Genomic DNA, 25,511 nt, shown 5'->3' with positions numbered 1-25,511 from the left:
AAGTGATATCTGGCTGAGAGCATGTCCGAGAAACGACTCTATCAAACCATCGCACGGGAGATCCGGGCCCTGATCGACTCAGGGGATTTCCCTGTCGGCGCACGGCTGCCCGGCGAGCGGGAACTGGCCGAACGCTTCAATGTGAGTCGGGTGACGATCCGGGAGGCCGAGATCGCCCTGGAGGCCCAGGGGCGGATTTCCATCCGCACCGGGTCCGGCGTCTATGTGACCCGACGGCCCGAGGGGGGACCGGATGCCCTGCCGAACGTGACCGCCTTCGAACTGACGGCGGCCCGGGCGGTGATCGAGGCCGAGGCGGCGGCCCTGGCCGCAGCCAACATCACCGACGACGAGATCGACGAACTCGAGGAACTGATCCTGTCGATGTCCCGCGCGGACGACGGCTCTGACAGTGGCGAGGACGCGGATCGGCTGTTCCATCTGACGATCGCCCGGATTTCCGGCAATCCGGTCATCGAGTATTTCGTCCAGATGATCTGGCGCATGCGGACCGAACTGCCGCGGGTGAAACGAGTCTATGCCAGCGTGTGCAAGCACGACAGTGGCGCGCGGGCCGACGAGCATTCCGCCATTCTCGCGGCCTTGCGCAATCGCGATCCTGCCGCCGCGCGTATCGCCATGCGCGACCACTTTCACCGGTTGTTCGAGACCATGCTTGAGGCCGCCGAGTCCGAAGCCTTGAGCGAGGTTCGCCGCCGCACCGAACTGGATCGCGAACGCTTTCTGGCCACGACCCGCATCTAGGTCCAATCGACATTCAGGGATTCCCGGATCACCGGATGCGTGATTCATAGGTCTCCGCTTTGGCGGAGGTCTGTAATGGGTGTGAAGCGGTACGAACTGGATGAGGTGCAGTGGGCTCGGATCGAGTCCCTGCTGCCGGGTAAGGCTTCGGATCCCGGGCGGACGGGCTCGGACAACCGACTGTTCGTGAACGGGGTGCTCTGGGTGCTGCGGTCCGGGGCCCACTGGCAGGATCTCCCCGAGCGCTACGGCAAGTGGAAGACGGCGCACAAGCGCTTCAGCCGCTGGGCGGCGGCAGGGGTCTGGGAGAAGGTGTTCAATGATCTGATCAAGGATCGGGACAACCAGTACCTGATGTTGGACTCGACCCTTGTGCGGGCTCACCAGCAGGCGACGACCGGCCGGGGCAGTGGCCGAAAAAAGGGGGCCTCGACCCGGCTGTGGGGCGTTCCCGAGGTGGACTGACGACCAAGGTCCACATGGCCTGCGACAGCCTTGGCCGCCCGGTCCGCTTCCTCATCGCACCGGGCCAGAGCCACGACATCCTGGCCGTTCCGACGCTTCTGGAAGGCCATCGCCCCGCCGCCGTGCTCGCCGACCGCGCCTATGACGCCAACAGTCTTCGCCGCCATCTGGATCAGATCGGAGCCGAGGCCGTCATCCCCTCGACCCGCTCACGCAAGGCCCCGATCCCACACGATCCGCTGGTCTACCGACTCCGCAACCGCGTCGAGCGTTGCTTCAACAGGCTCAAGCACTTCCGACGATTCGCCACCCGGTTCGACAGGCTGGCACGCCACTACCTCGCCTTCATCCACATCGCCGCCTCCATGCTCTGGATGCGATGAATGTCGATTCGTCCTAGCCGGCGGCTTCCGCGCGCGTCCCTGTCAGGGGGCCGGTTCCGCCGCGATTGCCAGGCAGTCAATGACACCGTCGACCCCGAAGTCGGCCCGGGCTGTCTGACCCGTGATGATGGGATGGACGCCGGCCGCGGCTCCGGTCGAGACGAGATCGCCCGTGTTCAGCACCCGCCCGCGGGGATGCAGATGATTGAGCAGGAAGGCCAGGGACGCGAGCGGCCCGCCGGGGATTGCCGCTGCCCCGCCGTCGCCGCGGACCTGGCCATCGATGCTCACGGCGCAGCGCAGGCCGGGCAAACGCTCGCGCCAGTCGCTGATCGCCTGGCCGATCACGAGCCCGGCGTTGTTGCCGAAATCCGCTGCCGTAACGGCGGGTCCGTGTTGATTGATCCCGGCGTACGGACTTCCGGCGATCTCCACGCCGGTGAAGGCGCGACTCACCAGGCCGGCAGCGTCTTCCGGGGTCCAGCGGTCCCGTGACGGTGGGGTTTCCCCGATCTCGAGCACATATTCAGCCTCGATCGCGGTATAGCCCCCGCTGATCACCGCCACCGATACCGGTCGCGAACCGGCGGCCCGAATCCGTCGGGCAAAGATCGGGCCCGCCAGGCGACCGACCCCATGGATCGTGTCATGCGGAGCCCCGATGCGGGCCAGCTTCCAACCGGCGACTCGATCCGGCCAGGCGGCAATCGCCGCATCCTGGATGGCATAGGCCTCGGCCAGCGACGTCGGTCGGGGACCGGGAAAGTCCGCCAGGGCCCGCGCTTCGCGCCTGGCCCCGACCAGCAGGGCCGCTGTCATCCGGGGCTGTGTCTGATCAAGAGCCAATGCCGTCTCGCCTGTTCCCGGCGAACCGGGGTCTGCTGCTGCTGGAGACGGCATCTAGCGGAAAGCCGCGTCGACCGTCCAATCTGTCGCCGGTCGCATGGTCCCGGTGCCGTCGCGGCCGGTGGGGGGTAACCCGGGCAGACTGCCGCCGAAAGAAATTCATCGCCACGCGGCTGAATTCACCCCGCCGATCACGAAATATTCGCCGTGCAGGTGGTGAATTCGCCTGCGAGGCGTGGCGTCCCAAGATTGGGATTCCGGGTCATTCCTGTCGATGCAACACGCTGTTAGTTACTGAAAAGTTAACGATTATTTGCGGGCCGCTGCAGAGCGTCCCGGAGAGGGTCGTCTGACGGATCAGGGCGCGGCCCTGTGACTTTTCTGGGTGGGCTGCCTGTCATGACTTCGATCAAATCCCGCGCCGTGTCCGGCGCGCGTTCGTCCAAGCGTGCGCGCAAGTCCGGCGGTTCCAGCCCGATGCGCGCCGGCCTGCTGGGCAGCACGGCTCTGGTGGCGGTGAGTCTGGCGGCGACGGGGGCCATGGCCCAGACGACGGTCGTCCCCAGCCCCGGGGATCCGGCTCCCGGGCAGACCGCCATCGCCGGCGGGACGACGCTGCAGCTGAACAACACCAGCGGAAGCGTGAACTGGCTCGACGGCTATGTTTTTACTGGTACCGGCACGCTTGAAACCAACACGACCGGGGCAAGCTCGTTCGCGCTGCGAAGCGAGATGCGCATGTCGGCGGGCGGCGCGCTCAACGTCAACACCGGCCAGTTCTCGGGCAGTTCCGACGGGCAAGGCAACTGGACCAACAACCTCGGCAGCCTGAACATCAATGCGGGTGCCATTTTCGACGGCGTCGAGGGTGCCATCTTCGTCGATGCGCTGACCGGTTCCGGGCGGCTGGCCGGCGGATTTGCGGGTGCGAGGACCACGACCATCGGTGTCGCAAACGGCTCCGGCACCTTCAATGGCATCATCACTAACACCTCGAACACCGGGCAGACAGGCTGGATCCTCGCCCTGACTCACGTCGGCACGGGCACCCAGACCCTGACCGGTGTGAACACCTATACCGGGGCGACGACCATCACGGGCGGTACGATCGCCTTGAGCGGGTCCGGCTCGATCAGTCAGTCGGGTTCCTTGAGCATCGGCTCGAGCGGCACGTTCGACATCTCGGGCCTCGCCGGCGGGACGACCGTCAACAGCCTTCAGGGCGCTGGATCCGTGATCCTCGGCGCGAACACGCTCACGGCGACCGGGGCTTCGAGCACCTTCTCCGGCTCCATCACCGGCTCGGGCGGCTTTACGCACACTGGTGCCAACACCCTGACGTTATCCGGCACGAATAACTGGACCGGTGTCACCACGGTCAGTCAGGGTGTCCTCGCAGGGACGGCCAGCTCGATCTCGGGCAGCAGCATCGTCGTCAACGCCTCTGGCTTCGGGCTGCAATACAGCGATGTGGTCGCGGGCACGGTAACCCAGAACATATCCGGCACGGGTCTTGTCAATATCGTCAGCGCGGCCGCGCTTACGTTCGCGGGAGACATCACCACCAGTGGCCGGCTGTTGGTGAACCATTCCGGCGCCAACGTCACGCTCGCCGGCACGCGGAGCGGAGGCACCGACTACGCGGTGAGTGCCGCCGGCACCTTCACGGTCGCCGATACGGGTCAGGTGCTGGGCGGTGCCTATATCGGCGTGTCGGCCGTCAACCCGGCCACGGTCAACAATTTCGGGCTGGTGTCCACGACCGGTACCAGCGGGACCGGCGTCGGGCTCGGTTCGGCCATGCGCTTCACCAACTCGTCGGTGGTGAACAACGGGTCGGTTACCGACGCCGTGGCGTCGATCACGGGCATCGAGAATGGCGTTTACACTGAAACCCCGTCCTCATCGACGGTCGGGAACTATGGCTCGATCACCGGCACGAACGCGTTCGGCGTTCGCTCGGCAGGCACGGGCGCGCTGAACCTCACCAACTACGCCGGCGGCACGATCACCGGCGGAGCCGCGGGCGTGTTCGCCTCTGGCGTGCTGAACCTGACCAACACCGGTACGATCACCGGCAACGGAGCCACCTCCAGCAGCGGCGGCGTCGTCGCATCGGGCGGCACGATCACCAACAATGTCGGTGGGGCCATCACCGGTGCCTATTTCGGCATCCTGAACAATGCGAACGGCCTGACCGTCGTCAATAATGGCGCGATCACGGGCAGTGACGCCGGGATCTATACCCAGGGTGCCCTGACCTATTCCGGTGCCGGCTCGGTTCTCAGCCAGACCCAGGCAGGCATCGCCACCTTCGCCGGCGGCACGATCAATGTCGGCACGGGTGGGTCAATCACGGGTCAGACCCAGGGAATTTACAACAATGCCGGTGCCCTCGGCGTCACCAATGCGGGTTCGATCCGCGGCGTAACCAACGACGGCATCACCTCGCATGGCGCCCTGACCCTGACCAACACCGGCACGCTCAGCTCCAGTATCTATTCGGGCGTGGCGTTCGTCGGCGGCGGCTCGGTGACCAACTCGGGCACCATTACCGGGGCCAGCGATGCGACCTATGGCTATGGTGTCCAGAACGCCAGCGGTGCCGGCACCACGACCCTGATTACCAACCAGTCGGGCGGCCTGATCAACGGCGGCACGGGCTCGATCCTGCTCAATGGCGCAGGCAACACCACCATCGATCTGCAGGCCGGGTCGACCACGACCGGTCAGATCCTGTCGAATGCCGGCGGCACGCATACTGTGACCATCGCGGGCACCCTGAACGGGGCCTACAACGCCGCGACCGGCTCGGGCATCGACAACATCACCCTGGCCTCGACCGGCTCGATCAGCGGCGCGGTGACCCTCGGGGCCGGCGACGACACCTTCACCTGGCAGGGCGGCACGATCGGCAGCACGATCGACGGCGGCACCGGCACGGCCGATGTGTTCAACAGCGTTCTGGGCACGGGTGTCAGCGGGTCGCTCTCCTTGAGCAACCTTTCCAATTTCGAGACCTACAATCACCAGTCCGGCACGTTGACCCTCACCGGCAGCCGGACCGGGGGCGCGGTCTGGACCCTCGCGGCAGGCACTATCCTGAACGTCGCGGGCTCGCTCTCCAACGTCGGTGGTACCGGGTTCGGGATCACGGCGAACGGGGCAGCGACCGTGAACGTCCTCGAAACGGGTGTGCTCAACAACTGGGTCGGCGTCTATTTCAACAGTGCCAGCACCAGCACAGTCGCCAACGCCGGGGCGATCACCGCAACCAGCACGGGGATCGCGACCGCCTCGGGCCCGGTCAACGTCACCAACGCCAGCACCGGAACGATCACTTCGTCTGCCGGTGACGCGATCCGGTTGGCCAATGGCCCCAGCACGATCACGAACAGCGGTGTGATCACCGGTTCCACCACCGGCTATGGCGTCTACACATCGTTCGGTCAGACGACGGTCAACAACAACGCCGGGACGATTTCAGGTGGTGCCGCGGGGCTGAGAATGGGGCTGGTTAGCGGCGGCAGCTACGGCGGGCTTTTGACAGTCACGAATGCCGCGGGCGCACAGATCTCCGGCGGAACCGGGATCGAGACGGTCGGAACCGGTGCCCTGACACTCAGCAATTCCGGCCGTGTTCTGGGTGCCGCCACTGGCGCGATTGTCGCCAATGGCAGCGGTGCGGTCTCGATCACCAACAATGCCGGTGGCCAGATCGTTTCCAGCGGCGGCAATGCCATCTCGACCATCGGTACGGCGACGATCACCAACGCCGGCCTGATCGGTAACGGCACCGTCAGCGGTGGCGTCTATACCGCCAGTGGAACCGGATATGCGATCAGCGTCGCCGGCGGCACCATCACCAACTCGGGCACGATCCGCGGCGCGTCTTCCGGAATTTATTCGTCGAACGGCCTGACCCTGACCAACACCGGCACGATCTCCGGCGGGCAGGGCGGTACGTCGATGTGGCTTGACGGTGTTTCATCGATCAACGCGCCGTCGACCATTCTCAATGCCGGTACGATCAGCGCGCCGGTCTATTCGGCCGTGGTGGTCGAGGGGGGCACCGTCACCAATGCCGGCGGCGGCACCCTGACCGGTGGTAGCGATTCGATCTACGGCGTGGCGGTCCAGTTCATCGAGACCGGCGGCACCTTCACCAACTACGGCAGCGCCACCGGTGCCGGGGCCGGGGCCGTCCGGGTCAACACCGCGGGTGCGGCGACCACGATCAACCTGCATGCCGGGTCGACCACCGGGTCGATCCTGCTCAACAGCGGTAACGACACCGTGACGATCTACAACGGTCGCGGTTCGACGGGCGCGGCGACGGTCGACGGGGCCAGCGGCCTCACCCTGCAGGCGGCCGGAACCCTGGCGGCGGCGTCGTTCGGCGCGATCAATATGGGCGGCGGCACGAACACCCTGACCCTGCGCGGTGCCGGCGACGGCACGGCCGCCAACGGTGCGGCGGGCACGATGGCCATGGGATCGATTACCGGTCTGACGAACCTGAGCAAACTCGACAGCGGTACCTGGACCCTGACCGGTGCCGGCAGCTACGCCGGCACGACGACGGTGTCGGGCGGCACCCTGCGCGTGCTCAACACCGGCAACGGACTCGGCAACGGAGCCGTCTCGATCGCCACGGGCGCGACCCTCAATTTCGACAACCAGACCGGCGGTGTGCTGGCCATCAAGGGCGATACCTTCACCGGTACCGGCCGGATTCTGTTCACCGGCGATGCCGGAAGCCTCACGGCCCTCGGCAACGGCGGCAACGGCAATGTCGTGATCAGCCTGTCGCAGGGTGGCCTGATCGATGTGCAGAGCGGAACCGTCAACGGCAGCGGTTCGGGCCAGGGCCTCTGGACCAACAATATGGGCGGCCTGAATATCGCGTCGGGCGCACGCTTTGATACGGTCGAGGGTCTGGTCCGGGTCGATGCCCTGACCGGCGCGGGCGCCCTGTCCGGTGGCTATGGCGGCACGGTGGCGATCACCGTCGGCGTCGCCGGTGGCACGGGCACCTTCAGCGGCACGATCGGCGACAATCCTGATATTGGCGGTCGCTATCTGGCCCTGACCAAGATCGGGGCCGGGACCCAGACCCTGACCGGCACCAACACCTATACCGGCCAGACCTCGATCGAGGCCGGCACGCTGGAGGTCCGCAACGGATCGGCCATCGCCGACACGGGCGTGGTGTCCGTGTCGTCGGGCGCGACCTTCCTGGTCTCCAATTCCGAAACCATCGGCCGGCTGACCGGCGCGGGCGCGGTGGTTCTGGGGACCAGCAACCTGACGGTCGGCGGCGTGGGTGCCAGCACATTTTCCGGCGTCATTTCCGGCTCCGGTGGGGTGAGGATCAGTGGTGGCGGCACACAGACACTCAGCGGTGCGAACACGTACACCGGCGCGACCACAGCCTCGTCCGCGACCCTGCGTCTGGGCGCTTCGAACGTTCTGGCCGATACAACGGACCTCGAAGCCAGCTCCCTCGGCATCATCGACATGGGGGCGTTCAACGACACAGTGAGAACGGCCACCTTCTACACCGGCACCCGACTTGACGGCACGGGCACCCTGACTGCGAACAGCTACATCAGCTGGGGGGCGGATTTTAACGCCAACCTCGGCACCGGGACGTTTACCGCCCTCGGCGGTACAACCCGGCTGAACGGAACGCTCGCCGGCACTTATGTGGCGGTCAACAGCGGCAGCATCCTTCAGCTCGGGGGCTCGAACCGCCTCGCCGACACCGCGTTGGTTACGGTGGCGTCGGGAGCGACCCTGGATCTCAACGCCTATAATGACACGATCTCCCGGCTCGAGCTCGCGGGTCGTCTGGACGGTTCTGGCACGCTGACGGCTGCCACAACCTCGCTGACCGGGGCAACCGTGAACGCCAACCTCGGCACAGGCGCGCTGTTCCAGCAAGGTGGAGTCACCCTGCTGAACGGAGTCGCCGGCGCGACCACCGTCAGCATCAACGGCGGCACGCTTCGGCTGGGAAGTTCCGACCGACTGTCGGACGTCGCCAACCTGTATGTGAACGCGGGCACGATCCTGGATATCCAGGGCTTTTCGGACAGGGTCGGGGCTGTCGAGATCACCGGCGGTGCCCTGAACGGCACCGGCCTTCTGACGGGCGGACGGTTTTTCCTCAGCGGCGCGACGATCAACGCCAACCTCGGCACCGGCAACCTTTCGGTGGAGGGCTCGCGGGGAGCCACGATCCTGAACGGCTCATCGGCATCGACCCAAGTCTCTGTCTGGGATGCCGATTCGAGTCACGGCATTGTGGCGGGCAATCTGGTGCTGGGCGGATCCAACCGTCTGGCGGACAGTGCGGCCGTGACCGTTGGTACAGGCGGCGTGCTGAATCTCCAGGGCTTCAATGACACGGTCGGTACCCTCCTCCTGCGCGGCGCGCTGAACGGCACCGGCACGCTGACAGCAGGTAGCTATTCGCTGAGCAATGGCACCGTGAATGCCAACCTCGGCACCGGCCTTCTGATCAACATCGGCGGGACCTCGACCCTGAACGGCACCTCGGCGGCGTCGACGGCCTGGGTCCAGGCCGGCACCCTGCACCTGGGCGCGTCCGAGCGGCTGTCGGATGCGGCGATGCTGTCGGTCTCCTCCGGCGCGACCCTGGACTTGCAGGGCTACGACGAGACCGTGGGCGTGGCCTGGCTGAACGGCATGCTGAACAGCTCAGTGCTGCTCCCGTCGCCCCTGGCCGGTGATGCCGGCGACGGCCCGCAAGCGGCCCTGCTCCCGACCGGGACCGGTACCCTGACCGCGGCCGAATACTATCTCGACGGCGCACTCATCAATGCCAACCTCGGCGCGGGATCGCTGTTCAACACCGGCGGAGTCTCGACCCTGAACGGCACGTCGGCGGCCGGGATTGTCACGGTCCAGGCCGGCACCCTGCGACTCGGTCAGTCAGACCGCCTGGCCGATACGGCCATGCTCTCGGTTTCAAGCGGCGCGACGCTGGACCTGATGGGCAATGACGAGACGGTTGCCCTGGCGGTGATCAACGGCACTCTCAACACCAACCCCCTGGCGGTCCCGGCCGTGACGCCCCCCTCGGGCGAGGCAACGGTCGCTTTCAGCCCGGCCCCGGTCGGGACCGGCACCCTGACGGCGATCGAGTACCAGCTGAACGGGGCGACGGTGAACGCCAACCTCGGCAGCGGATCCCTGTTCAACCTGGGTGGCGTCTCAACCCTGAACGGCACGGCCGCGGCCGAAGAGGTCGTCGTTCAGGCCGGCACCCTGCGTCTGGGTCAGTCAGACCGCCTCGCAGATGGCGCGACGCTCCGGGTCTGGACCGACGCGACGCTGGACCTGATGGGCAATGACGAGACGGTCGCCCTGGCCTACCTGAACGGGACTCTGGACAGCACGGTCAGCCTCCCGTCGCCCGACGCGGACCCGGCCCAGGTCATTCCGGCCCTCAACGTCAACGCAAAGGGGGCGGACGGCCCGCTCACGATCCCGGTCCCGACCGGCACCGGTACCCTGACGGCGACCCAGTATGTTCTGAACGGCGCGACCATCAACGCCAACCTCGGTTCCGGTAGCCTGTTCAACGCCGGTGGGACCTCGACCCTGAACGGCACCGCGGCCGCCGGCTCGGTCTCGGTCCAGGCCGGCACCCTTGCCCTGGGCGCGTCCGACCGTCTGGCCGATACGGCCATGGTCTCGGTCTCGACCGGCGCGACCCTCGACCTCAACGCCTTCAGCGACACCGTCGACCTGGTCCTGCTCAACGGCACCCTGGACGGCACCGGCACCCTGACCGCGGCCCAGTATCAGCTGACCGGGGCCACGGTGAACGCCAACCTCGGCGCGGGCTCCCTGTTCAACCTCGGCGGAGGCTCGACCCTGACCGGCGCCGCGGCCGCTACCTCGGTCTCGGTCCAGGCCGGCACCCTGGCCCTGGGCGCGTCCGACCGTCTGGCCGATACGGCCACGGTCTCGGTCTCGTCCGGCGCGACCCTCGACCTCAACGGCTTCAGCGACACCGTCGACCTGGCCCTGCTCAACGGCAGCCTGGCCGGCACCGGTACCCTGACCGCGGCCCAGTACCAGCTGACCGGGGCCACGGTGAACGCCAACCTTGGCGCGGGCTCCCTGTTCAACATCGGCGGAGACTCGACCCTGACCGGCACTGCGGCCGCCGGCTCGGTCTCGGTCCAGGCCGGGACCCTTGCGCTGGGTGCGTCCGACCGTCTGGCCGATACGGCCACGGTCTCGGTCTCGTCCGGTGCGACCCTCAACCTCAACGGCTTCAGCGACACCGTCGGCCTGGCCGTGCTCAACGGCAGCCTGGCCGGCACCGGTACCCTGACCGCGGCCCAGTACCAGCTGACCGGGGCCACGGTGAACGCCAACCTCGGCGCGGGAAACCTGGTCAACTTCGGTGGCACCTCGACCCTGAACGGCACCGCGGCGGCCGGCTCGGTCTCGCTCCAGGCCGGCACCCTGTCGCTGGGCGCGTCCAACCGTCTGGCCGATACGGCCACGGTCTCGGTCTCGGCCGGGGCGACCCTCAACCTCAACGGCTTCAGCGACACCGTCGGCCTGGCCCTGCTCAACGGCACCCTGGCCGGCACCGGAGCCCTGACCGCGGCCCAGTACCAGCTGACCGGGGCCACGGTGAACGCCAACCTTGGTGCCGGAGCCCTGATCAACCTCGGCGGCACCTCGGTGCTGACCGGGACGGCCGCAGCCTCGCAGGTCAATGTAAACGCCGGGACCCTGCGTCTGGGCGCGTCGGATCGCCTGGCTGACACGGCCGCCGTCTCGGTCTCGACCGGGGCGACCTTCGACGTCAACAGCCGCACCGACACGATCGGGGCCCTGTTCGGCACCGGAACGGTCGCGATCGGCGCGGGACGCCTGACCTTCGGCGGCGTGGACTCGTCGTTCGGCGGGATCCTGACCGGGACCGGTTCACTGGTTCATACCAGCGGCCTGTTCACCCTGGGCGGCAACCACACCCTGCAGACGATGACCAACACCGGCGGCGAGCTGCGCTTCCTCGCCACCACCACCGGCAATGTTGCCGTCAGCGGCGGCAGCCTGAGCGGCGCGGGCACCATCGGCGGGGCCCTGACGGTCTCCAACGGTGCGACCCTGTCGCCCGGCCTGGCCGGACAGGCCAGCGGCATCGGTACCCTCTCGGCCGGCAGTCTGACCCTGAACGGCGGCACCCTGGCGCTGGACGTGCTGGGCAGCGCCGGCGGCAACCTGATCGACCGTCTGGTGGTTTCCGGCACGGCAAACCTGACCGGTGCGATCGTCGCCCCGACCTTCCGCAGCCCGACCAGCGGCTATGAGTTCTCGACCCGCTACGCGTTCCTGACGGCGGGCCAGCGGATCGGCACCTTCAGCAATGGCGCGGCCTTCACCGAGTCCGCCACCGGTTCCGGCCTGTTCTGGCGGGTCCGCTACGATGTGAACCCCAATGGCGCGGTGCTGGAACTGCGCAACCTGGTCAATTTCGACCTCGGGACCAATGGCAGCGGCAACCAGAACGCGGTCGGCCGGGCCCTGACGGGAGGGCAGCTGCAGGCCTCGGATGACTGGGCCGCGGTGCTGAGCCTGCTGGCCGGGCTCAACACCAGCCAGCGCCAGGCCGTGTTCAACAGCCTGAGCGGCGAGGCCCTGGCCGACCTCAACAGCGCGCTGTTCGCCGCCAATGACGCCTTCACCGGTGCGGTCCGTGAGGCCGGAGCCTCCCGGAACCAGGGTTCCGCCCCGCTGAATTTCGCCAGTGCCTTCAGCTTCGTCGGTGGTCGTGACGGGGCCGCCGCCATGGTCACCGGCGTGCTGGACGCCTTTGACCCGTCGGCCGAGGCCGGCACGGGTCGCGGCGGCTGGGTCTCGGTCCAGGCCAGCGACATTGATCTTGAGGGCAAGGCCGGCCAGGCTGATCTGAACACGCGCCTGAACAGCTTCACCGGCGGCTATGCGGTCGGCACCGGCAACTATGTGCTGGGGGCGGCCGCCGGGGCGACCCGGGTCGAGGGTGATGTCATCGGACGCCAGTCTGCGTTCGAAAGCGATCTGTTACACGCCGCCGGCTATGCCCGCTTTGACGACGGGCGCTGGGCCGCCGACCTGACCGCCTCGGCCTATGGCGGCGAGATCGACAGCCGGCGTATGGTGACGGCCGGGGCCTTCTCCGGCCAGGCCCTGGGCCGGACCCACGGCGAGGGTCAGTCGCTGTCAGCCAGTATCGCCCGACGCTTTGCCAATGACAGCGGCGGCACGGTCTCGGTCGGCGTGATGGAGACGATGTCGCGCAGCACGGTCGACGGCTTCACCGAAACCGCCGGCGGCGGCCTGTCGCTGGAGGTCGCCGAGCAGGAGCGCAACTGGCAGACAACGCAGCTCAACCTGCGTGTCACCCAGGACTACCGGCCGGACGGTCAGCCGCTGCGGCTGTATGGCGGTCTCGGCGTGCTGATCACCACGGGCGACCGGGAAGCCCTGGCCGACATGCGCTTCAGCGGTGCCGCGGCCGGCTTCGGTGGCTTCACCATCGAAGGGGCCCAGGCCGCGCCGCTGGCCGGCGTCACCGAGTTCGGCCTCGAATACCAGCCGCGCAAGGGCGTGACCCTGTCGACCGGCTATCGCGCCGTATTCAGCGATCGCCTGCATGACAACCAGATCGGTGCCCGTATGAGCGTCCAGTGGTAGGCTGAACTCCCGGCGTGTCCCCCGCTCCCGAAAGGGCGCGGGGGATGCGGATTCCGGCAGGTCCGTTGGACGCGTGGGGGGCACCCCTGGACCGTCTGCGAATGGATGGTTCCGCCACGGCGCTGACGGGGCGGGCCGAGTCCGTGGACGCGCCCTGTGAGGCAGGCTGTGTTGAGGCAATGATCGGCTGGGGCGACCGATGGGTCGTTGCCGCCCTTCAACACGGCGGTCGGCTCGACCTTGACCTGCAAACGCTGATGCCGCCGCTGACGTCCTGCGACGCACTTGAACGCGTTCAAAGAGCCGATGCCCGCCGTGCCGGGGATCGCGCGGCAGTCCGGCGATCCGGACGCCAGGCCGGAGCGATGCGGTTCCGGTATTTGCCTGTAGACAGGCAATGCCGTCCGGCCGGCGGCCGACGGAGCCGGCTCAGTCCGCACCCGGGTCGCAGAAAAATTCAGGAAGACAGCGACCCGCCCGGCAGCGACAGACGGGGTGGCGGACAGAGAGGGATTCGAACCCTCGGTACGCTTTCACGTACACACGCTTTCCAAGCGTGCGCGATCGACCACTCCGCCACCTGTCCGTTCCACGCCTGGGCGAGGCCGCCGGGGGTCGTCCCGGCGGAGGCGAGGCTGATAGACCACCATGTCCCCCTCGGCAAGCCGGTTTGCCGTCCCTATATGACGACCAGCCCCTGACTGGAGATCCGACATGTCGTTCCGAGACGCCGACCCGTTGCCCGACGCCGCCACCGCCCTGCCGGGCCGGACCACGCCGCTGCCGACCGACGCGGTGCATTTCGTCAATGGGCGGCCGTTGCAGGGGCCGCATCCGGAGGGGTTCGAGACCGCCATCCTGGGCATGGGCTGCTTCTGGGGCGTGGAGCGGATCTTCTGGTCGTTACCCGGGGTGTGGGTGACCTCGGTCGGCTATTCGGGCGGGATCACGCCCAATCCGACCTACGAAGAGACCTGCACCGGCCGCACCGGCCACGCCGAGGTGGTGCAGGTGGTGTTCGATCCGGCTGAGATCAGCTTCGCCGAACTGCTGAAGGCCTTCTGGGAGAACCACGACCCGACCCAGGGCATGCGCCAGGGCAATGACGTGGGCACCACCTACCGTTCGGCCATCTATTACCGGACCGCGGCCCAGAAGGTGGAGGCCGAGGCCTCGCGTGACGCCTATCAGGCGGCGCTGACGCAGGCCGGGCGGGGGACGATCACCACCGAGATCGCGCCGGCCGGGCCCTACTATTTCGCCGAGGCCTATCACCAGGCCTATCTCGCCAAGAACCCGGACGGCTATTGCGGCATCGGCGGCACCGGGGTGGTCTGCCCGATCGGCGTCGGCGTGGGGGCCTGAGCATGGACCGGGCCGGGGTCGGCAGAGTCTGCCTGGCCCTGCCGGCGGCGACTCTGGACCATCCGTTCGGGGACGATCACGACACCTACAAGGTCGGCGGCAAGATGTTCGCCATGGTCGGCGGCACGGGCGGCGTGTCGTTCAAGGTCTCGGACATCGCCTATGCGGTGCTGACGGAATCTGGCCACGCGCGGCCGGCGCCCTATATGGCGCGGGCCAAATGGGTGAACCTGCCGCGGATCGACGACTGGCCGGACGACGAACTGGCCGACCACCTCGCCATCGCTCACGGCATCATCGCCGCGAAGCTGACGCGGAAGGTGCGGGCGGCGCTGGGCCTGACCTGACCGCGCTTGCCATTATCGGCAAAACGCTGTTCTTTCCGGTCTCGGCCGGGGAGGGCGACAATGCGATCGAAGACGATAATCCTGGCGCTGGGCCTGCTGGCCGTTGCCGGGTGCGGCCAGGCCGATGTCGGCGCGACCGTGCCGACCAGCCCGCGCGTTGTCGCGGCCACCGAGATTGACGCCGGGCGATACCTGGTCCGGGTCGGAGGCTGCAACGACTGCCACACGTCCGGCTATATCGCGAGCGGCGGCCGGACGCCCGAGGCGGAATGGCTGAGGGGGAATGACCATGGCTTCTTCGGCCCCTGGGGCACCACCTATGCCCACAACCTGCGCCTGACGACGGCGAACATGACCGAGGACGCCTGGGTCGAGATGCTGAGCACACGCGAAGCCCTGCCGATCATGCCCTGGCCCAGCGTCAAGGCGATGCACGAGGCCGACAAGCGCGCCATCTATCGCTATATCCGCAGCCTGCCCGGCGAGGCCGGTGCGCCGGCACCGACAGCCCTGCCGCCCGGGCAGACCCCGACGACGCCCTATGAGGACCTGACGACCAGGACGCCGGCCGACGCCTCGACCTGACGTCGCCGGCGATTGCGGAGCGCGGGAGCGCGGACAACAGCCGCACCGACGATCCCGCGAGGGGCGGTGGCCGGTCCGCCCCCCCCCCCTTAGGGGGGCGGTGCCTTCGCCTCGGCGATCCAGGCGTCCATGCGGCTGTCCAGCAGGTCCAGGGGCAGCGGACCGTCGACCAGCAGGGCGTCGTGGAAGGCGCGGATGTCGAACCGGTCGCCCAAGGCCGCCTCGGCGCGGGCGCGGATGGCGCGCAGGCGGATCTCGCCGATCTTGTAGGCCGTGGCCTGGCCGGGCCAGCCGATATAGCGCTGCAGTTCGGTTTCGATGTTGAGCGGGGCCAGGGCGGAGTTGTCGCGGAAACAGGCGCGCGCCTGTTCGGTGCTCCAGCCCATCCAGTGCAGGCCGGTGTCAGCCACCAGACGGCAGGCGCGCCACATCTCGTAGCTGAGCCGGCCGAACCGCTCATAGGGGGTGCGGTAGAAGCCCATCTCCTCGCCGAGATATTCCGAGTACAGGCCCCAGCCCTCGATGAAGGCGGTGACGTCGGCCCCGCGCCGGAAATAGGGCTGGTCCTCGGCCTCCTGCTGCAGGGCGATCTGCAGGTGGTGACCGGGCACGGCCTCGTGCAGGGTCAGGGCCGGCAGTTCGTACAGCGGCCGCTGGTCCAGGTGCGAGGTGTTGACCATATAGCCGCCCGCGACGCCGGTCTTCATCGAGCCGCCATTGTAGCGACCCGTGGTGTAGCTGTCCTCGATGGCTCTCGGCACGGGGCGCACGCCGTAGGGGAGCCGGGGCAGGGTACCGAACAGGGCCGGTAGCCGGTCGTCGGCGCGCTTGGCCATCTCGGAGGCCTTCTCAAGCAGATCCTCGCGCGAGGTGGCGTAGAATTGCGGATCGGTGCGCAGGAAGCTCAGGAAACCGGCGAAATCGCCGGTCCAGCCGGCGGCGCGCATCTCGGTCTCCATGCGGGCGCGAATGCGGGCGACCTCCTGGATGCCGATCTGGTGGATCTGGTCCGGGGTCAGGTCGGTGGTGGTGAAGCCGCGCACGAAATAGGCGTACATGTCGCGGCCGCCGGGCCGCAGGCCCAGGCCGGGTGCCACGGGGGCAGCCGGCGCGGCCTCGTCGGTCAGGAAGGCCAGCCAGGCCTGCCGGCGGGGCACGATGCTGTCGGTGATCACGGTCCGGGCCCGCTCGCGCAGGGCGGCCTGGTCCGCCGCGGTAATGCTGGACGGCAGGTCGGCGAAGGGCTTGAGCAGAGGGTCTCCATCAAGCGGCTGGGCGGCGTCGGTACGGGCCAGCTGGATCGCGCTCTCGACCACCGAGGCGGGCTGGACCAGGCCGGTGGCCAGGCCGCGGCGGGCGTCGGCCAGGGTATCGTCATAGAGCCGGGGCAGACCCTCAAGCCGGGCCAGCCACGCCTCGGCGTCGGCCCTGCTGGCGATGCGGGTGGAGGAGGCGAGATAGGCCGCCGACTGGCCGTAGCCCCCTTCCGAGTTGAAGGCGAGCCGGTTGGTGTCGAGGGCGATTCCTTCCAGCTCACGGCGCAACAGAAACAGCAGGAAGGTACGATTTCGGGCGTCGGCGGCGCTCAGCCGGGCCGGCGCGATGGCCTCGGTGCGGTCCAGCAGGGCCTGGATCGGCGCGCGGCGGGCCAGTTCGCCCGCGCGCGACAGGTCGGGCAGGCGGGCCAGGGCCTCGCGATCCCCGTCGAGGCCGGCGGTGATGGGGTCCTTGGCACGCAGATAGGCCTCGTAGTCGGCGAGAACACGGGCGAGGCGGGCGTCGGTGACAGCTGGCGCAGCGACGGTGCGGGGCGCGACCGGGGGCGTCTGGGCCAGGGTGGGCAGGCCGCCGGCGAGCCCGGTCAGGAGGGCCGCGGCCCCGATCATCGCGCGTTTCATCGTGTCATTCCCTTATGCCTGGCGAGACTGCATCGGAGGGCGGGCATGCCGTCAACCGTCGAGACCGGTATTACCGGAGCCGCGCTGCCGGTAATCAGCCGCAGAAGGCGAAAAAGCGGGCGATTCGTGGGGTCGATCCGGGATGGGCGACATAGGGGTGGCTCTCGTCGCCTTCGCGATGGGCGAGCCAGCCGACGGCCTGGAACCGCCGGAACACGGGGTCGGAAGCCGGGGCCGTGGCGGACAGAACGATGCCGTCGGCCAGCTCCGACGCCTCGGCGGTGGCCGAATAGCGGGCCGTTTCGCTGCCGGACTCGAGGCGGATCTCACGGGCCGCGCCGGTCTCGCCGACGGCGCTGAGGGCCAGACGGCCGGTACCCCGACGGCAGTTCAGTCCCAGGCGCAGATCGTCGCTGTCCCGCAGACCATAGGCCAGGCTGGCATCGTCCCCGTCCTGATGCAGGTACCAGTCATAGTTTGCGACCGGCGCTGCCGCATTGCCGGCGGCCATCAGGGGCGGGGCGGTGACGGCCACAGGCGCGCAGGCCGCCGCGGTCAGGGCCAGGCCGCTCAGTACAACGGGGACAGGCAAGCGCATGGCAAAATTCCGATTCAGCTGGCGCAAAGCTCGGTGAACCGGCGCAATTTGGCAAGGTGGGATCGCTGGACCTCGATGACCCGGCGTTCTTCCCCGATCATCACGCCGAGATGGCCGTTGGCGGCGAAGGCGGCAAAAACCGGATGATCACTGCGCAGGACCAGACGCAGCCCGTCGCCCCGGGCGGGCTCCACCGCGGCGGTGGTCGCCGCCGAACCGGCGGTCACGCGGGCAAAACCGTGGGCCGGGGCGGCCGGGTAGAGAGACAGGCGCACGACGCTGGAGCCGGGTTCACATTCAAAGGTCGACCGCAGCCGGGCCGTGTCCGGGACCTCATTGGCGAGGACCAGCGGGTTATCGTCGTACAGAGTCCAGGTCCAGGCGGGGGTGGCGGGCGCGACTTGCTGGATCAGAAGCGCCAGGACGACGCTTGTAAGGCCGGTCATGCATCAGCTCCCCCGAGGCTTGAAACCACAGACTTGGTCAGACGCGAGCCGAACCGCAATAGGCAAGAAAATTCGCGGCGACCCGCTGTTCGTCGGGTGCCGCCGGGAGATCGAAGTCTCCGGCGTCGCCCCGAACCCGCAGGACTCCGCGGCTGGCCAGTGACTGCAGGCCCGGATCGCGTACGGCGATCCGAACTTCGGACGCGTCGCCGTCACTGAGCGGATCCAGTTCCACGGCGCGATCGGAAGCCTGAATCAGAACGGGGGCGACCGGCTGGACCACGCCATAGACGACCACGCTGGAGCGACCCGGCTCGCAGGTCATCATCAGCGCCAGTTGGTCGGAGTTCTCCACGCCATAGGCCAGCTTGGCCAGGCTGCCCTCATGGCTGAGGTGCCAGCCCATGGCGACTGGTGCGGCGGTGACATCATAGGTCGGCGTTCGGGTCTGGGCGGCGAAGGCGACCAGCCCCATGGCGGCGACGGCAGGAATGAGAATTTTGAACATTTGGATACTCGCGTCTGAAGCTCAAACGCGGGTTTCCGTTAACGGTTCACGGCTCAGCTTGCCAAATCGACACTGATGCCGCTCTCGACCCGGCAAGCCGGGCGGAAAAGCCTCCCCCGCGGCCGGCACCGCCGGGGGAGGCGCACAGCTCAGAACGGACTGAAGCGCTCGATCAGCGACTGGGCGGCCGGAGTGGCCTGGACGCGGCTGATGTCGCCGCGACCGCCGTAGCTGATGCGGGCCTCGGCGATCTGGGTGTGGTCGATGGTGTTGGCCGACGAGATGTCCTCGGGGCGCACGATGCCGGCCACCGTCAATTCGCGGACCTCGCGGTTGGTGCGCACTTCCTGCCGACCCTGGATCACCAGGTTACCGTTGCCGAGGACGTCGGTGACGACGGCGGCGATGGTCAGGGAGACCTTTTCGGAGCGGCTGACCGAGCCGGAGCCGTTGGCATTCGACGACCCGGACATGCCGACCATGTTGCCGGGGTCAAAGCCGCCGGGGAAGGCCCGGCCGATGCTGTTCTCGAGACCAAACAGGTTGGAAACGCCGCCGGCGATGTCATTGGTGCGGGTCCGGGCCGTTGTGTTCTGGGTCTGGGCCTGGTCGTCGATGTTGATCGTCACCGTCAGGATGTCGCCGATGCGACGGGCGCGCTGGTCACCGAAGAAGGTCCGGGCACCGGTGCGCCACAGGCTGTTGGCGCTGGCGGCCTGCCGGGCTTCGGGGGCCGGCAGATAGGTCTGCTGGGCCGGAATCAGGGCGGCCGGATAGCCGATGGGGGCCAGTTCAGGGCCGCGCACCGCCTCCATCGCCGTGGAGCAGGCTCCGAGGGTGAGGGCGGTCGCAGCGATGGTCAGGATCGTACGCATGGCAGACGGTCTTTCGGCTGGCCCCGAGGGGCAACGAACTCTTAGAGGGCGGCGCGGGCGGCGCGGGCGGCCGGGCCGGCAATGGCCTGACCCGGGCTGACCGCAAGGGCGTCGATGGTGCGGCCCGAATCGAGATTGAGAATGGAGACGGGCTCACCGGCCGCCGCATTGGCCGTCGCCCGGCCGCTGATGGTCAGGCGGACGCCGCCGACGATGTAGATGACCTGGACGATGTCGTTGCGGCTGATGACCCGTTCGGCGCGCTGTGAGGGCTGAAGCGCGACCGGCCTCGCGGGGACAGGGGCCGGGTTGCCGGCCGCCACCGACGGGGTGACAGCGGACGGGGACAAGGCTGCGCTGCGAATGACGACGCGCCGCAACCCCCGGGGATTGTCCCATTCGAGCCCGGACTGCCGCGCCATGCTCTGCAGTTGCCCGGCCTCCATCACCACGGAGGGACCGCTGCGGCGGGCGACGACAACCGACGAGGCCGCCCCTGCGCCATCGAAAATATCGCCGAAGGTCACCTGGCCGTCGGTGTCGACGGGGTTGGACTTCAGGGTGACCGGACCGGCCAGGGCCGGGGTGGCAACCAGCAGGCTGGCGACGGCGATGAGGGTGCGGGACATCAGCTTCATGATCCTAGCCCTTCACCTGGGCGGTCACCGACAGCATCTGGTCGGCGGTGGAGATGACCTTGGAGTTCATTTCATAGGCGCGCTGGGCGATGATCAGGGCGCTGATCTCGGACACCGCGTCCACGTTCGAGGATTCGGTGAATCCCTGCAGGATCTGGCCGAAACCGGCTTCGCCGGGGGCCCCGGTCGTGGCCGGACCCGAGGCCGCGGTTTCCAGCAGCAGATTGTCGCCGACGGCCTCGAGGCCCGCCTCGTTGAAAAAGGTGGAGAGTTCCAGCTGACCGACCGTCTGGGGATCGGGCGAGCCCTGGGTAATGACCTGGACCAGGCCGGTCTTGGAGACGACCACGTCCACCGCATCCTGCGGAATGGAAATGGCCGGCTGGACGGCGTAACCGTCATCCGTGACCAGCTGGCCCTCGCCGTTCAGGGAGAAGTTCCCGGCCCGGGTAAAGGCGGTCTCGCCCGAGGGCAGGTTGATCTGGAAATAGCCGCGACCGTTGATCGCCATGTCGAAGCGGCCGCCCGTCTGGCTGGGACTGCCCTGGTCGGTGATGCGGTAGACGCTGCCGGCCTTCACGCCGGCACCGATCTGGATGCCGGTGGGGACCACCGTGCCCTGGGACGAGGACTGGGCCCCCATGCGTTCGACGTTGTGGTAGAGCAGGTCCTGAAACTCGGCGCGCTGCCGCTTGAACCCGATGGTGTTCATGTTGGCGATGTTGTTGGAGATGACCTCCACATTCAGCGCCTGTGCGGCCATGCCGGAGGCCGCGGTTCTGAGAGCTTGCATGGTTCAGCCTTCCCTTAGTTCACCCGTCCGAGGCGCTCGACGGCACGCTTGGACAGGTCAGTGGTCTGTTCGATCAGCCGGGTGATGGTCTCGTAGGCGCGGCTGACCTCGATCAGATTGGTGATCTCGAGGATCGAATTGACGTTCGAGGCTTCCAGCATGCCTTGCTGGATCCGGGCATCCGTAGCGTCGATGGCGACAGCGTTGGAGCGGTTGCGGTAGAGGCCGTCGCCACTCTTTTCGATTGCGGCCAGACTGTCGAAGCGAACGACGCTCAGACGACCGGCGAGCTGGCCATTCTGGGTGATGGTGCCGTCGGCACCGACGGCCACCTCACCGAGGGCCGGGTTGAGGATGATCTCGCCGCCGTCGCCCAGAACCAGCACGCCGCCCTGGGTGGTCAGACGGCCCTCCGGGTCGAGGGTGAAGGCCCCGTCACGGGTATAGGCCTCGCCGGCCCCGTCCTGGAGTTTGAAGAACGCCCCTTCGCCTTCGATGGCGAAGTCCAGCGGCCGGCTCGTCTGGGTCAGGGCACCCTGACCGAAATCGCGGCCCACGCCGTTGTCGAGCACGAAGCTGACGCTGGGGCGGACATTGTCATTGCGCGCCCGGGCTCCGAGTTCGGTACCGATCAGCAGTTGCTCAACCTTGAAGCCGGTGGTGTTGGCATTGGCGATGTTGTTCGCCACGACGTCGAGTTCACGCCGCAGGGTCATTTGCCGGGACAGTCCGATGTAGGTGGCGTTTTCCAATTGGGGCGAGCTCCTTTGTCCCGTCCCTCGCAATGGCCGTGCCAGACTGGTTAATGCAGTGGTGGCGGGGATATTCCCGGAATTGACCCCTCGAGCACCCGGCAGGATTTGCCGGTTATCAACGTCCCGTTAACCAAAAGGCCCGCTACTGGACACTGGGATTCTCCGGGGCGTCGCGCATGCTAAAATTCGGCAAGAAGAAGGGCGACAAGGCCGCCGAGGCCGGTGAGGGCGAGACTCCGCCCGCCGCCGAGGGCGAAGCGGTCGAAGGTGAGGGGGCTCCCGCCAAGAAAAAGAAACTGCCGATTCTCTTCATTATCATCCCCGCCGCCTTGCTGGTGCTGGGCGGGGGCGGGGGCGCGGCCTTCTTCCTGATGAAGCCCAAGCCGGCGGAGGCCGAGGCTGGGGCGGACGACCATGGCGCTCCGGCCAAGGGCGGGGATGACAAGAAGGCCGACAAGAAGGCAGACAAGGGCGGCCACGGTGCGCCGGCGGGCGGTGAGGGCGATGCATCCCTGGGCACGATTGCCGAGGGGCCGGACGGCGTCACCTTCTTCACGCTGCCCGACATGGTGGTGAACATCCAGTCTGCCGACGGTCGCCCCACCTTCCTGAAATTGAAGCTGACCCTGGAGATGGCCGACCCCGATCTGGCGCATCACCTGCAGACAGAGGCCCCCCGAATGCAGGACATGTTCCAGAGCTTCCTGCGCGAACTCCGGCCGGAAGATCTGGCCGGCTCGGCCGGAACCTTCCAGCTGCGCGCCGAACTGCTGAGGCGTGTCAATCTGATCGCGGCACCCGGGAAGGTTGACGCCGTCCTGATCGAAGAAATGCTGGTCCAGTAAATGACCGATACCACGCTCGAAGACATCTCGACCGACCCGTTTGCCTCCGACATCGGCGACGGTGACGATTCGTCCGGGTCGGGCATGGCCGAACGCGTTCTTAACCAGGACGAGATCGACAACCTGCTCGGTTTTGACCTCGGCGATGACGACGGATCCGAGCGTTCCGGCATCCGGGCCATCATCAATTCGGCCCTGGTCTCCTACGAGCGGCTGCCGATGCTGGAAATCGTCTTCGACCGCCTGGTGCGGCTGATGACGACCTCGCTGCGCAATTTCACCTCGGACAATGTCGAGGTCAGCCTCGACAACATCTCGTCGATCCGTTTCGGCGACTATCTGAACTCCATCCCTCTGCCGGCGATCCTGGCCGTGTTCCGGGCCGAGGAGCTCGACAACTATGGTCTCCTGACGGTCGATTCCAACCTGATCTATTCAATCGTCGACGTGCTGCTCGGAGGACGGCGAGGCACGGCGGCGCTGCGGATCGAGGGGCGTCCCTACACGACGATCGAGCGGGTCCTGGTGCAGCGGATGGTCGAGGTCGTTCTGGCCGACGCCCAGGCCGCGTTCGAGCCGCTGACGCCGGTGCATTTCAATCTCGACCGGCTGGAGACCAATCCGCGTTTCGCGGCCATCGCCCGGCCGGCCAACGCCGCCATCCTGGTCAAGCTGCGCATCGACATGGAAGACCGTGGCGGTCGTATCGAACTGCTGCTGCCCTATGCGACCCTGGAACCGATCCGGAAAATGCTGCTGCAGCAGTTCATGGGTGAGAAGTTCGGCCGCGACAATATCTGGGAAGGCCACCTGGCTACCGAGCTCTGGACCACGGACACCGAGGTTCGGGCCGTGCTGGACGAGCAGCAGGTCCCGCTGTCCAGTGTGCTCAATTTCAAGGTCGGCGACACGCTGATGCTGAACGCCACGCCCGATTCCGACATCTCGATTCGATGCGGGTCGATCCCTGTAACCACGGGGAAGATGGGGCGGCGCGGCCAGAACATTGCGGTGCGGGTCGAGAACCCGATCAACGTCGAGGCCGCCTCGAGCCTGACCAGGGGAAAGCGCTGACATGACCGGTATCATCCTCGACGCGGTGCTGATGCTGATGCTGGTGGTGGCCATCGGCTACGGCATCCGCCTGGAGCGCAAGCTGGTGGCCCTGCGCGAAGGTCAGCTGGCCTTCGCCAGCGCGGTGACGGAATTGAACACGGCCGCCGGACGGGCTGAGGCAGCCCTGGCCTCGCTGCGGGCGTCCGGACAGGAAACCGACCTGCTGCATGATCGGATCATCAAGGCCCGCGCCGTGAAACAGGAGCTCGAGGCCCTGATCGCCCGCAGCCCGACCCGCGGGGCCGCTGCGCCGATCATCGCCGAGGCGGAGTCTGCGGAGACCCCGGAGGCCGCATCGCCTTCGCGTCCGGTGCTGGTCAGCGACACCGATGAGAAATCCCGCCGCATGGCCTCACTGGTCGAGCGGATCGGCGGCGTCGCGGCCGACGTCAAGCCGCGCCCTGAGGCGCTCAAGCAGTTTGCGCCGGTGTTCCAGGCTCTGGCCGCTAACCAGGCTGCTCAACAAAGCCTCAACCGCGCCCGTCGTAGTCTCGACGACGATCTGTTCGCCGCCTGACCCCTGTCCGAGTAGAATTCCAATGAGCAAGATTCCCCGCCTCCTGCCCCTGATCGCCATCGCTATTGGCGGTGTCGTGGCCGTGCGCGCTCTGGGCGTGGCCCCCGGCCTGTTCGACGGAGCCAAGGCCTGGGCCGAGGAGGCGGTGCCCGCCGCGGCACCGGGCAGTACGCCTGGGACACCGGCTCCGGCCGTCTGTGCGTTGACGCCGGACCAGTTGGCCCAACAGGCCGGTATTTCCCCGGCCGAGCTGCGCATCATTCAGAGCCTGTCGGCGCGACGCACCGAACTGGATGCGCGTGACGCGGACTTTGCCACCACCCTGCCGTTGATGGTGGCGGCCGAGCAGAAGCTCGATGCCAAGGTCCAGGCCCTCGCTGCGATCCGGACCGAGGTCCAGGGGTTGCTGGGCCAGGTCGACGGGCGCGAGAAAGAGGAAGTCGACCGGCTGGTCGCAGTCTATTCCGCCATGCGCCCGCGCGAAGCGGCGGCTGTATTCGTGGGTCTGGACGACGGGGTTCTGCTGCCGGTGGCTGCTGCCATGCGCCCGCGCTCGCTGGCCGCCGTGCTGGCCCAGATGCCGCCGGCCGCGGCGCGGTCGCTGACCGAGAAGCTGGCCCATCGATTCCAGGCGCAGCAGCTGGCGGTTCGCGCCGCCGCCGCCGGGCTGACATCGCCGACGGTTACGCCCACGGCAGCCCCCGCGGCATCGCCTGCCGCAGCGCCGACCCGAACGGCTGCGGCGTCACCACCTGAAACCAGCGAACCGGCTGCGGCGACGGCGAGTCCGCCGACGCCCCGGCCCGTCGCCAATCGCGCCCCGGCCCGCACGACACCCCGTCGCGCTGCCGCTACGCCGCCGCCGCCCCCGGCGGCGACCGGACCCCGGCCGTACAGCGCCCCGCCTGCGGCGGCCACCGCGACCCCTGCCGCAGGTGCTTCCGCAGCGACGGTGCCGACCCCGCCGCGTCAGACCGTCCAGTAGAGTCCCCATTGGCAGGACCGGTGGCGACCGCTATCACCGCGCCTTCCTCT

General features: G+C 67.8%; 18 protein-coding genes, 1 tRNA gene and 1 pseudogene. 10 read left to right on the top strand and 10 right to left on the bottom strand.

Annotation, left to right across the window (positions count from 1 at the left end):
• The first annotated feature begins 21 nt into the window (after nucleotides 1–21).
• Both AACZ75_RS00670 and AACZ75_RS00665 read left to right on the top strand, forming a co-directional pair.
• Nucleotides 22–765 carry a FadR/GntR family transcriptional regulator gene (locus AACZ75_RS00670; protein ID WP_339870610.1) on the top strand — a complete coding sequence of 248 codons (744 nt, stop codon included), beginning with the start codon at nucleotides 22–24 and terminating at the stop codon, nucleotides 763–765.
• An 81-nt stretch (nucleotides 766–846) separates the two neighbouring features.
• Nucleotides 847–1,613, top strand: a pseudogene (locus tag AACZ75_RS00665) (IS5 family transposase).
• A 42-nt stretch (nucleotides 1,614–1,655) separates the two neighbouring features.
• On the opposite strand, the gene AACZ75_RS00660 reads toward AACZ75_RS00665, so the two are convergent.
• Complete coding sequence (locus tag AACZ75_RS00660) at nucleotides 1,656–2,432, bottom strand: 2-keto-4-pentenoate hydratase (protein ID WP_339870609.1); 777 nt, start codon at nucleotides 2,430–2,432, stop codon at nucleotides 1,656–1,658.
• 426 nt (nucleotides 2,433–2,858) lie between these two features.
• On the opposite strand from AACZ75_RS00660, the gene AACZ75_RS00655 reads away from it, so the two are divergent.
• A complete protein-coding gene (locus tag AACZ75_RS00655; RefSeq protein ID WP_339870608.1) occupies nucleotides 2,859–13,190 on the top strand; it encodes an autotransporter-associated beta strand repeat-containing protein in 10,332 nt (3,443 codons plus the stop codon).
• A gap of 496 nt (nucleotides 13,191–13,686) precedes the next feature.
• Here AACZ75_RS00655 and AACZ75_RS00650 read toward each other — a convergent pair.
• A tRNA-Ser gene (locus tag AACZ75_RS00650) sits at nucleotides 13,687–13,776 on the bottom strand.
• 128 nt (nucleotides 13,777–13,904) lie between these two features.
• On the opposite strand from AACZ75_RS00650, the gene msrA reads away from it, so the two are divergent.
• Genes msrA through AACZ75_RS00635 form a run of 3 tightly spaced genes read left to right on the top strand, consistent with a single transcriptional unit; the run spans nucleotide 13,905 to nucleotide 15,487 of the window.
• Complete coding sequence (gene msrA, locus AACZ75_RS00645) at nucleotides 13,905–14,555, top strand: peptide-methionine (S)-S-oxide reductase MsrA (protein ID WP_339870607.1); 651 nt, start codon at nucleotides 13,905–13,907, stop codon at nucleotides 14,553–14,555.
• A gap of 2 nt (nucleotides 14,556–14,557) precedes the next feature.
• On the top strand, nucleotides 14,558–14,902 hold the full coding sequence (locus AACZ75_RS00640) for an MmcQ/YjbR family DNA-binding protein (protein ID WP_339870606.1): 345 nt from the start codon (nucleotides 14,558–14,560) through the stop codon (nucleotides 14,900–14,902).
• Nucleotides 14,903–14,962: 60 nt separating this feature from the next.
• Entirely contained in the window at nucleotides 14,963–15,487 is a 525-nt protein-coding gene (locus AACZ75_RS00635) for a cytochrome C (RefSeq protein WP_339870605.1), read from the top strand.
• Between the two features lie 89 nt (nucleotides 15,488–15,576).
• Here AACZ75_RS00635 and AACZ75_RS00630 read toward each other — a convergent pair whose 3' ends face one another.
• The 8 genes from AACZ75_RS00630 to flgF all read right to left on the bottom strand — a co-directional run bounded on the left by AACZ75_RS00630 (nucleotide 15,577) and on the right by flgF (nucleotide 21,995).
• Complete coding sequence (locus AACZ75_RS00630; RefSeq protein WP_339870604.1) at nucleotides 15,577–17,385, bottom strand: DUF885 family protein; 1,809 nt, start codon at nucleotides 17,383–17,385, stop codon at nucleotides 15,577–15,579.
• Between the two features lie 94 nt (nucleotides 17,386–17,479).
• Nucleotides 17,480–17,983, bottom strand: coding sequence for a hypothetical protein (locus AACZ75_RS00625; RefSeq protein WP_339870603.1), 504 nt, complete (start codon nucleotides 17,981–17,983; stop codon nucleotides 17,480–17,482).
• A gap of 14 nt (nucleotides 17,984–17,997) precedes the next feature.
• A complete protein-coding gene (locus AACZ75_RS00620; RefSeq protein ID WP_339870601.1) occupies nucleotides 17,998–18,429 on the bottom strand; it encodes a hypothetical protein in 432 nt (143 codons plus the stop codon).
• 37 nt (nucleotides 18,430–18,466) lie between these two features.
• Entirely contained in the window at nucleotides 18,467–18,937 is a 471-nt protein-coding gene (locus AACZ75_RS00615; protein WP_339870600.1) for a hypothetical protein, read from the bottom strand.
• 149 nt (nucleotides 18,938–19,086) lie between these two features.
• The gene (gene flgH / locus AACZ75_RS00610) at nucleotides 19,087–19,812 is read right to left on the bottom strand and encodes a flagellar basal body L-ring protein FlgH (protein WP_339870599.1); all 726 of its coding nucleotides are present in this window, start codon (nucleotides 19,810–19,812) and stop codon (nucleotides 19,087–19,089) included.
• Nucleotides 19,813–19,853: 41 nt separating this feature from the next.
• The gene (locus AACZ75_RS00605; protein ID WP_339870598.1) at nucleotides 19,854–20,441 is read right to left on the bottom strand and encodes a flagella basal body P-ring formation protein FlgA; all 588 of its coding nucleotides are present in this window, start codon (nucleotides 20,439–20,441) and stop codon (nucleotides 19,854–19,856) included.
• Between the two features lie 13 nt (nucleotides 20,442–20,454).
• Nucleotides 20,455–21,243 carry a flagellar basal-body rod protein FlgG gene (gene flgG, locus AACZ75_RS00600; RefSeq protein ID WP_339870597.1) on the bottom strand — a complete coding sequence of 263 codons (789 nt, stop codon included), beginning with the start codon at nucleotides 21,241–21,243 and terminating at the stop codon, nucleotides 20,455–20,457.
• Between the two features lie 14 nt (nucleotides 21,244–21,257).
• Nucleotides 21,258–21,995 carry a flagellar basal-body rod protein FlgF gene (gene flgF / locus AACZ75_RS00595; protein ID WP_339870596.1) on the bottom strand — a complete coding sequence of 246 codons (738 nt, stop codon included), beginning with the start codon at nucleotides 21,993–21,995 and terminating at the stop codon, nucleotides 21,258–21,260.
• Nucleotides 21,996–22,174: 179 nt separating this feature from the next.
• On the opposite strand from flgF, the gene AACZ75_RS00590 reads away from it, so the two are divergent.
• From AACZ75_RS00590 to AACZ75_RS00575, 4 genes are all read left to right on the top strand, one after another.
• Entirely contained in the window at nucleotides 22,175–22,843 is a 669-nt protein-coding gene (locus AACZ75_RS00590; protein ID WP_339870595.1) for a flagellar basal body-associated FliL family protein, read from the top strand.
• Nucleotides 22,844–22,927: 84 nt separating this feature from the next.
• The gene (gene fliM, locus AACZ75_RS00585) at nucleotides 22,928–23,917 is read left to right on the top strand and encodes a flagellar motor switch protein FliM (RefSeq protein ID WP_339870981.1); all 990 of its coding nucleotides are present in this window, start codon (nucleotides 22,928–22,930) and stop codon (nucleotides 23,915–23,917) included.
• Nucleotide 23,918: 1 nt separating this feature from the next.
• Nucleotides 23,919–24,476, top strand: a complete 558-nt coding sequence (locus AACZ75_RS00580; RefSeq protein WP_339870594.1) for a DUF6468 domain-containing protein — start codon at nucleotides 23,919–23,921, stop codon at nucleotides 24,474–24,476.
• A gap of 22 nt (nucleotides 24,477–24,498) precedes the next feature.
• Complete coding sequence (locus tag AACZ75_RS00575; protein ID WP_339870593.1) at nucleotides 24,499–25,461, top strand: hypothetical protein; 963 nt, start codon at nucleotides 24,499–24,501, stop codon at nucleotides 25,459–25,461.
• The last annotated feature ends 50 nt before the right edge of the window (nucleotides 25,462–25,511 follow it).

Origin of the sequence: uncultured Brevundimonas sp. (assembly GCF_963975535.1) — a bacterium.
Taxonomy (GTDB): domain Bacteria; phylum Pseudomonadota; class Alphaproteobacteria; order Caulobacterales; family Caulobacteraceae; genus Brevundimonas.
Note: the sequence above shows the minus strand (reverse complement) of the source record. Positions and strands in the feature narration are given on the sequence as shown.

Excerpts from the sequence above, each read along its gene's own strand:
- AACZ75_RS00670 (WP_339870610.1), top strand. The coding sequence starts at position 22 with ATGTCCGAGAAACGACTCTATCAAACCATCGCACGGGAGATCCGGGCC.
- AACZ75_RS00660 (WP_339870609.1), bottom strand. The coding sequence starts at position 2,432 with ATGACAGCGGCCCTGCTGGTCGGGGCCAGGCGCGAAGCGCGGGCCCTG.
- AACZ75_RS00655 (WP_339870608.1), top strand. The coding sequence starts at position 2,859 with ATGACTTCGATCAAATCCCGCGCCGTGTCCGGCGCGCGTTCGTCCAAG.
- msrA (WP_339870607.1), top strand. The coding sequence starts at position 13,905 with ATGTCGTTCCGAGACGCCGACCCGTTGCCCGACGCCGCCACCGCCCTG.
- AACZ75_RS00640 (WP_339870606.1), top strand. The coding sequence starts at position 14,558 with ATGGACCGGGCCGGGGTCGGCAGAGTCTGCCTGGCCCTGCCGGCGGCG.
- AACZ75_RS00635 (WP_339870605.1), top strand. The coding sequence starts at position 14,963 with ATGCGATCGAAGACGATAATCCTGGCGCTGGGCCTGCTGGCCGTTGCC.
- AACZ75_RS00630 (WP_339870604.1), bottom strand. The coding sequence starts at position 17,385 with ATGAAACGCGCGATGATCGGGGCCGCGGCCCTCCTGACCGGGCTCGCC.
- AACZ75_RS00625 (WP_339870603.1), bottom strand. The coding sequence starts at position 17,983 with ATGCGCTTGCCTGTCCCCGTTGTACTGAGCGGCCTGGCCCTGACCGCG.
- AACZ75_RS00620 (WP_339870601.1), bottom strand. The coding sequence starts at position 18,429 with ATGACCGGCCTTACAAGCGTCGTCCTGGCGCTTCTGATCCAGCAAGTC.
- AACZ75_RS00615 (WP_339870600.1), bottom strand. The coding sequence starts at position 18,937 with ATGTTCAAAATTCTCATTCCTGCCGTCGCCGCCATGGGGCTGGTCGCC.
- flgH (WP_339870599.1), bottom strand. The coding sequence starts at position 19,812 with ATGCGTACGATCCTGACCATCGCTGCGACCGCCCTCACCCTCGGAGCC.
- AACZ75_RS00605 (WP_339870598.1), bottom strand. The coding sequence starts at position 20,441 with ATGTCCCGCACCCTCATCGCCGTCGCCAGCCTGCTGGTTGCCACCCCG.
- flgG (WP_339870597.1), bottom strand. The coding sequence starts at position 21,243 with ATGCAAGCTCTCAGAACCGCGGCCTCCGGCATGGCCGCACAGGCGCTG.
- AACZ75_RS00590 (WP_339870595.1), top strand. The coding sequence starts at position 22,175 with ATGCTAAAATTCGGCAAGAAGAAGGGCGACAAGGCCGCCGAGGCCGGT.
- fliM (WP_339870981.1), top strand. The coding sequence starts at position 22,928 with ATGGCCGAACGCGTTCTTAACCAGGACGAGATCGACAACCTGCTCGGT.
- AACZ75_RS00580 (WP_339870594.1), top strand. The coding sequence starts at position 23,919 with ATGACCGGTATCATCCTCGACGCGGTGCTGATGCTGATGCTGGTGGTG.
- AACZ75_RS00575 (WP_339870593.1), top strand. The coding sequence starts at position 24,499 with ATGAGCAAGATTCCCCGCCTCCTGCCCCTGATCGCCATCGCTATTGGC.